The sequence below is a fragment of the Bacillus sp. 2175 genome, assembly GCF_057812155.1.
Genome location: NZ_JBSZSU010000004.1, coordinates 1 through 7,635, shown reverse-complemented (window position 1 = coordinate 7,635; position 7,635 = coordinate 1). Strand labels below are relative to the sequence as shown.

9 protein-coding genes are annotated in these 7,635 nt (G+C 32.2%); 4 read left to right on the top strand and 5 right to left on the bottom strand.

Going from position 1 to position 7,635, the window contains the following annotated elements; genetic code table 11:
* Positions 1 to 735 precede the first annotated feature (735 nt).
* Together ACXKY9_RS27690 and ACXKY9_RS27685 are read left to right on the top strand one after the other, a co-directional pair.
* Positions 736 to 1,020 (top strand): AbrB/MazE/SpoVT family DNA-binding domain-containing protein, encoded by a 285-nt coding sequence (locus ACXKY9_RS27690; RefSeq protein WP_000126403.1) that lies wholly within the window; start codon positions 736 to 738, stop codon positions 1,018 to 1,020.
* A gap of 37 nt (positions 1,021 to 1,057) precedes the next feature.
* Positions 1,058 to 1,459: a type II toxin-antitoxin system death-on-curing family toxin gene (locus ACXKY9_RS27685; RefSeq protein ID WP_000158319.1), complete on the top strand. Its 402-nt coding sequence runs from the start codon at positions 1,058 to 1,060 to the stop codon at positions 1,457 to 1,459.
* 161 nt (positions 1,460 to 1,620) lie between these two features.
* Here the strand turns inward: ACXKY9_RS27685 and ACXKY9_RS27680 are convergent, their stop codons facing one another.
* The 4 genes from ACXKY9_RS27680 to ACXKY9_RS27665 all read right to left on the bottom strand — a co-directional run bounded on the left by ACXKY9_RS27680 (position 1,621) and on the right by ACXKY9_RS27665 (position 4,458).
* Positions 1,621 to 1,902 (bottom strand): hypothetical protein, encoded by a 282-nt coding sequence (locus ACXKY9_RS27680; protein ID WP_003273526.1) that lies wholly within the window; start codon positions 1,900 to 1,902, stop codon positions 1,621 to 1,623.
* Positions 1,903 to 1,933: 31 nt separating this feature from the next.
* Entirely contained in the window at positions 1,934 to 3,139 is a 1,206-nt protein-coding gene (gene mobV, locus ACXKY9_RS27675; protein WP_000033078.1) for a MobV family relaxase, read from the bottom strand.
* A gap of 410 nt (positions 3,140 to 3,549) precedes the next feature.
* Positions 3,550 to 3,762: a hypothetical protein gene (locus ACXKY9_RS27670; protein ID WP_000522780.1), complete on the bottom strand. Its 213-nt coding sequence runs from the start codon at positions 3,760 to 3,762 to the stop codon at positions 3,550 to 3,552.
* Between the two features lie 540 nt (positions 3,763 to 4,302).
* Positions 4,303 to 4,458: a helix-turn-helix domain-containing protein gene (locus ACXKY9_RS27665; protein ID WP_336236414.1), complete on the bottom strand. Its 156-nt coding sequence runs from the start codon at positions 4,456 to 4,458 to the stop codon at positions 4,303 to 4,305.
* Positions 4,459 to 4,887: 429 nt separating this feature from the next.
* Here ACXKY9_RS27665 and ACXKY9_RS27660 point away from each other — a divergent pair, with 429 nt between their 5' ends.
* Both ACXKY9_RS27660 and ACXKY9_RS27655 read left to right on the top strand, forming a co-directional pair.
* A complete protein-coding gene (locus ACXKY9_RS27660) occupies positions 4,888 to 5,175 on the top strand; it encodes a hypothetical protein (protein WP_000323412.1) in 288 nt (95 codons plus the stop codon).
* A 13-nt stretch (positions 5,176 to 5,188) separates the two neighbouring features.
* The gene (locus ACXKY9_RS27655; RefSeq protein WP_000874966.1) at positions 5,189 to 5,452 is read left to right on the top strand and encodes a hypothetical protein; all 264 of its coding nucleotides are present in this window, start codon (positions 5,189 to 5,191) and stop codon (positions 5,450 to 5,452) included.
* 1,004 nt (positions 5,453 to 6,456) lie between these two features.
* Here ACXKY9_RS27655 and ACXKY9_RS27650 read toward each other — a convergent pair.
* Positions 6,457 to 7,500 (bottom strand): protein rep, encoded by a 1,044-nt coding sequence (locus ACXKY9_RS27650; protein WP_000162904.1) that lies wholly within the window; start codon positions 7,498 to 7,500, stop codon positions 6,457 to 6,459.
* Between the last annotated feature and the right edge of the window lie 135 nt (positions 7,501 to 7,635).

Below are 7,635 nucleotides of genomic sequence, written 5' to 3'. Positions count from 1 at the left end.
GTCTTTTTTTTCGAAATCCCTTGTGTATCAAGGGATAAAAGAATACATAGGCATCAATTTCCGTGCGGAAATAGTTACCTATGTATTAAAGAAAGAAGAAAACCGTATTTTTCGTGTCCGAAAAACCATAAAAAAATGCCCTTCAATCCACTTCGTGGACAAGGGCATTTTTTCTTTTAAAAACAAAAATTATTCCTATCTCTCAGCCTCTTCATTTTCACTTCTAAGCGTTTTTCAAACAACTTATAATATTTTCTCTTTAAGAATTACACATCAATCCCCTATACCTCAAAAACATATATTTCAGAACACGTTCGAAGTGTTGCCATGAAAAAATCGAGAAATTCTCGAACTTTACCTGCTAATTAGAATAACAGGTAACTCCCTTTACACTTTCTTTGTCTAAATAAAACAAATTCAAGCAAGGCTCTACAATCTTCCCTATCTTTTGCAATGAAATATAAATTTGTTTACATATTTCTAAAAATGAGTATAATTGTATTGACGGTTAATACGTTATAACTGTTATAACATTCTAACTAAACGTCATAATAATACAGAAAGACTAAACACAACAAACAAAAGAGAAAACTAAGAAGACCGAAAAAACCAAAAGCAAACAAACAAAACAAACATAAAATCACACTATATAATTCGAAAAACTCAATACAAACACAAAGTGGCAATTAGACTACGACAAAAAATAGTGTGGCAAATTCCAAGGAGGAAGTCCAAATGACAGCAAACACTCGCCACATGGAAACACAAAAAATCGAACGTAAAGTTACTAAAATCGGCAATTCTTTAGGTTTAACATTACCGCAAGAATTTTACACTACTCTAAATATCAAACAAGGTGACGTTGTAAGTTTAGAAATTAACGAAGAAAACGAACAAATCGTTATAAAAAAATCCAAAAAAATTTCTATGCCAGAGGATCTCAATCCTAAGTTCTTGGAATCGTTAAACAGAACCATCAATAAATTTGACGGTGCATTTAAAGATTTGGTAAACAGATAATTATCCTTCAGGCGTGGAGGAAAGTAGGAAAACCGAAATGACAATTTATATAACAGAAACTCAAGCTATTTTTATCAATGAAACACTTATCGACATGTATTCACCTAATGAACAAAGAGGTGTTAAAGATACAGGGTTATTACAATCAGCAATATACCGTCCACAACAAACAGTAGCACAAGAGGATGCATATCCGACTATCTTCCACAAAGCCACTGCATTATTTGAATCATTGGCTAAAAACCACGCATTCTATAATGCAAACAAAAGAACGGCATTAGCTTGCCTAGAAATGTTTCTGTTATACAATGAGTACGAATTAAAAATGTCCGAACAAGAATCTTCAGATTTCACTGTTAATGTAGTAGAACAGAGATTATCTTTTGAAGAAATCTTAAAAATTATAAAAGAAAACTCATCAAAATTACCTTTAAATTAGAAAAAGACGTGGGATTTAACCACGTCTTTTTTATTAAACAAACTATCTTCAAGGATGTTATACAAGGCTCTACAATCCTCGCTATATTATGCAAAACAAGTTCCGCTAACGCTACACATCTAAAGAAAAAAGAGACTCACACAGAGCCTCCTAACATGCCATTATTCTTTATCTTCCAAAGATACTAATACAACATTTTCATTCATATCACGCAAACGTTCACTTATAGCTCTCAGACCTCCACTAAGTCCCATAATTTGATCATTCATTTCCTTGATAAGTTCTCCAATTCCAGCTAATTGTTCATCCTTACGATCATAATCATCAATTTTCATCGTCAATTCCAAAATCCTACATGTCTCTTCAATCGTTAAATTATTTTTCTTAGCCAATTCCTTTACAGTACCTATAAACTTAACTCCATAACTATGAAAATATTCCATCCTTGGTTGTTGATTAAATAATGTTCCCACACTATCTCTCCAATCCCTGGTCCCAATTTTTCTGTTGGCTTCTTCGTACTTGTTTTAATCTCTTTTGTTGTTCTTCATGCTCTTGTTTGTGATTCAAGAACTTTTGAGCACCCTTTACTTCATCATCACCAGCAAAATGTCGTTTTAAAAACTTGCGATTCATCTTGTCCAGTATACTCCCCTTAACATAACCAATCACCCCTGCGAGTTCAGGAAGCTTCTCCTTATACATCTCTTTCACTCGCTCCAACGTTTTCTTAAGAAAATCATTTGCTTCCTTCAACCCTCGATTCTCTCTTTTCAAGTCTGTTACTTGCCTTTCTAAAAAACGTTGCCCCTTATATAAATCATCTTTTTCACGTTCAATCTTAATCTTTTCATTTTTAAGGCGTCTATTTTCGTTTCTAAGAGACTCAGAAGACTTAGCTAATGATTTTATACTATCGAAGTCTTCTGAAGCAATCTCGACCATTTTAGAGCGTATGAACCCGCCTTTTTCTTTGACTGGAATCTCATCTACACTTTTCGCTTGATCTAAAGACGATGCTAAATCATAAAGACGACTATCTATTTCTTTCTTTTCCTGCTCTAACTTCTCTATTTCTTGTTGCAAACTCACCGCTTTAAACCGCTGCGTCGATAAATGTTTCCTGTCGCTAGAAACACCACGCTCTATATCAAATCCCTTTTCCTTCACATGTTCATAGATTTTATCTTGTAGATCATGAAGCTCTGATTTGTTTTTAAAAAATGAATACGCTGATAGTTTTTGTTTTTCATTAACCGGAACCATGCCCACATGCATATGAGGTGTTTTTTCATCAACATGTACTGAAGCATATACAAAGTTCTCTTCTCCATATCTCGCCTTTAAAAAACAAACAGACTCTTCAAAGAATCGTCTCTGTTCCGCTTGAGATAAAGAATTCATATAATCAGGACTAGCCGAAATCATAAACGAACAACAAACAACAGCATCTTTCCGAATCGCACGATTAGATACAACACCATTATCAATTCGATTTTGAATGAATTTCTTATAATCCACTTTTCTTTTATCATGAATAAGATCATAATTCTGTTCCGTTCGTTCTTGAATAATGTCTGAATTTGAATGACTTTCTTTTTCACGCTGATTATGTATTTGTAATCCTTTCACATCTGTCATCTTGAATTTTTGCATATGACAAACCATGAATTTTGACATGGGCATCGCTCCTTCTTCGGTCGTAGTTCCATGTAAACTGTAGCACACTACAGTTTACTGCGTAAACACGTGTGCCCTACGGGACATTTCGGCGACCGCCGAGCCATGACAGGCATGGCAAAAGAATTATGGGCTTTGCCCAAACCCACAAGGGAAACTCTTCCCCTTGACCCCTTTCAATCGAACTCCCCAACCCCTCAATCCTTGAGGGACTCCCTCGCCGGTAGGCATCCCCAAAACATGGTTTTGGGAAGAACAAGAGGGTCTTGGTCGAAGTTACCTATCAACTCCTTAATGCTCCATCATTTCGCTATCGCTTCATTCCGTCCGCTTACCGTTGACAGGTACCATAAATACTCCTCCCCCTTTTAAAATCTGACATCCATATATTAAAAAGTCTCTTTTTATATTCACCGCCCCACCGATCTATGGGAATTTTCTTGTAGTGAAATAACTACTTCCTCTACAAACATATTTTTTTGTTTTACAGGAAGAGCTTCAGCTTTTTCTATTCTTTCAAACACCCCAAAAACATTAATACAATCACATTTTCTATTAGAATCACTATAAGAATAGCCATAGGGTAAAACTACAGATATTCGTATATTCATTCCTAGACCCATTCAAATAAAAAAGAGCATAAGGAAACCGAATCCCACTTTGTACAAAAAGTGGTGAAATAGACTGTGCCTATTGGGTTTCTCATGCTCTACTTCAGGGAAGCGATTTTCCCTAAAGTATGCGTCCTCTATACGTTTAAAAACGTTTAGTATGTATTCTGCATGTGCTTTGCATACACCATGACAAATAAAAAAAGAGCCCCACAAATAGGAACTCTTTTTTCATTACTCATCAATTCCACCATTTCATTTTACTGCATTACGATAATCACACATAAAGTTAAACAAAATCACGAAATATCTGCCTACCTCTCATCTTCCAAGATGTTGACGCACCTAGCAAGCCTATAATTTCATTTACCATATTCATGTGATAACAAACAGAAAAAGAAAGAAAAAGACAGTCATAAAAGTTTGCCGAAATTTAAAATAAGCATATAACCCTACCAAAAACCATATGCGAATATAACCTGTTTTCCACTAGCAAATATTAATACCGATTTCATCATACACAAGCTATCTAAAGATAGAATAGCCCCTAAATTATTTTGTCTCACTATCGTCTGGAATATATTCAATTAAATCCGATAGTTTAACATTTAACTTTTCACAGATCGGTAGCAATGTATCTATTCGTAAAGATGACACATTGTCGTTACGCCACAACTTATTGATAGAGTTACGACTTACCCCTGTCATCCTAACCAACTCTGCAACATTATCTATATTCTTTACCGCCATAATCACACGGAAGTTATTTACTACTTTCATTTTTTATACTCCTTTTTCTCATGAAATATACATGCTTTTTTCTTATAAGGGCACTTTTGTGCAAAGAATAGTTGTTTTTTAACCTTTTAAACACAACTTTAGCACTTTATAAAACATTTTTAAACCTGTATGGAATAAAAAATCATATTATGCACTATTTCATACTTCATTTAAATTAAAGTTAATTTATATACATATAAGGTTATTTATTTTATTTATTTAAACTAATTTAAAACCTATTTAAATTAAAACGTTCAAAATATGCATTATTTCATACTTTATTTGTTGAAAAATTAACCTGATAAAGTTAATATTAATCAAAGTAATATAGATTTTTAATGATTGGAGGTCATTTCTTTGGCATATATAATATCAAAAAAAGTAAAAGGAAACATTTACTTTTATGTAGCCCAATACGTTGGAACACAACCATATTACTCAAAGCAATACAAATATAAATGCATTTACGCAATCGGCAATCAAAAAATAGCTTTAGAAAGAATCGCAATGTGGCTATTAGATAACAACCGTATACCAAAAGAACTACTAGAAATCGGAGTATCCATAAACGATGTGAAATATTGGTATGAAAAAGTTGAAAAAACATTACAGAACTACTCTTTAACTAACCATAAAAACACCTGAAAGGAGCATTACTATGGCATTTCTAACAAATTACAAAGCAAACGGAAAAAGATACTTTTATGTAGAAAAATATGTTGGTAAAAAACCATATACCTGCAAACAAAGTGAACGTATTTATTCGATTGGAAACGAAAGAATCACATTAGAAAGGCTCACTTTATGGATTTTAGATAACAGTTTCATTCCAAACGAATTAATAAAGATCGGAATATCAATTGACGATATAGAGAACTGGAGAGAAAAAGTAGAAAACACCATAAAGAGATACTCTTTATAAATAAAACTAAAGAAAAAAGACTGATATTTTCATCAGTCTTTTTTCTTTAACTATTTATATTTTTTCATCATAAAAGGGTTAGGTATTTTAATAATATATTTATATATTTAATAAAGGTTACGCGTGGCTTTTTGAATTTTTCATTTGCGCACAAAAGCAAAAAGATTTTAAGAGTAAAAAGGATTAAAAATATACAGGAATCACGAAATAAAAAATTCACAGAAACAACAAATTCAAACATAATCTAAACATCTTTTTTTATCACACAACTTGTTTAAAACGGTGCAACTTTTTAACGATATGAAATATCTATGAATTAAATATGCGAGCAAAGTTTTTTCGTTTTCAGTTCGTCATAGAGGTACTATATAAACTCCCTAATTTCGGAATACAGAATTACAGAGAAAACGGAAAACAAAAATTTCAAAAATCGAAAAATCAAGATTTCAAATTTAAAAATTTTTAAATAAAATCCCACACCAAAAATCCAAAATCAACCCCAAAAATGTAGAATTTCTATTTTCAAAAAACATCAAAAAACGTGCGGTATTTTATCGATATAGATATATCTAAAAAAATTCATGCGCACACTATAGGTTTTTAACTCGTACAGTAGTAAAACGAAATCATCAGAACAAAATATATCTCGAAATAAACTTTAAAAATAAATTCACAAATTCACAAATTTAAATTTAAGAAAAAACTCTTTTTTGTTAATTCTCTGTTAGATCATAAAAACCTTTTGAATGCTACTTGCTGCACTCAGAAGGTTTTCTTTCAATACAAAAAAGAGAGAACCAAACTTAATATTAAGACTGGTTCTCTCTTTGTCATTCAAATATCATCAACCGCACCACATTTTTCACATTTAACCTAGCACTTATATGAGTAATATACATCTTCACCATCTTTGACCTTACTTTTTGAAATCCGATAAATTTTCATTTCTTCGTTATAACATTCCCAACAGGTATGTTTAACAATATCACCTTTTTTATACAAAACTATTCAACCTCCATTTCATCAATCAAATGACCGTTATATTCTTGTTTCTCACTTTCCGTTAACTCTTGATATTCTTGTTCAAATTTCATTAAATCCTTATTCCACATTGCAATTAATCTATAATAATACTCATTTTTATCTGTACTCTTATACTTGTCCAATTCGCCATCTTCGTATTTTTTAGCATAATCTTTTAGCAATCCACCGTACACAATTAATTGTCGACCTTTTAAAGCTAAATAAAACACGTCGAACACATCTTGACTCACTGACATTTCATAATCTTTTGCTGAATACTTCGCAACCTCTGCAACTGCATTTCCTTCTCGAATTAACTCTACTTTTTGAATATGTACTTGCGTAATCTCTGGCATATCTGTTACTTCTCGCCACATTTCCAACCATTCTTCCTGCTTAATATAAAGCTCTTTACGTTTAAAATAATTTTTTTCAACACAAAGTAATACATGGAAATGAGGATTATATGTATCATAATTCGGGTTATGATCGTCTACTTTCAATCCACGAGAATCATAATATGCTTTTCTCTTTTTGTTGTTATACATTTCTTCAGTGATGAATCGTTCTTTATCATACGTCATTTCTAGCTTTCTAATATAACCCTTAATAGAACGTTGAATATTACGTCTCTTAAATAATTTATTAAAAGCTTTATTAAATCTATCAATCTCGCTTTTTACCGTATCAGCTTTAATATTCGGAGTTGTCAATGTTAAGAAAAGAAACTCTTTCTTTTCTTCAATCTTGATTGCTTCCATCATTGTTGCGATTTTCACCGCGTCCTTCCCTGCTTTTCTCCAAGCACAAATCGGACAAAATCGATTTTTACAATCATTACCCTTTACTCGTTTCTTTTTCTTTTTATCTTTCGTAGCCACAAACTCATTAAAAGTACTGCACGATTTAAACAATTCTCTCCCGCTCTCACTCATTTTCTTCTCTATAAATTCATAAATTCTTATATTCTGTTTCTTTTTAGGTTGTAATTTACCAGTGATTTCATCTTGATTTTTCTTTGTCATGTTTGATATATTAGTCCTATATGAATTGCTTAAAAAAGGGTACACGAATCCCTTTTTCGGACTTGCTCCTTCCTTGGTAGTTATTGTTTTTAATTCGACACTAAAAATGATAAATCTACCCGCCGGAAATAGCAA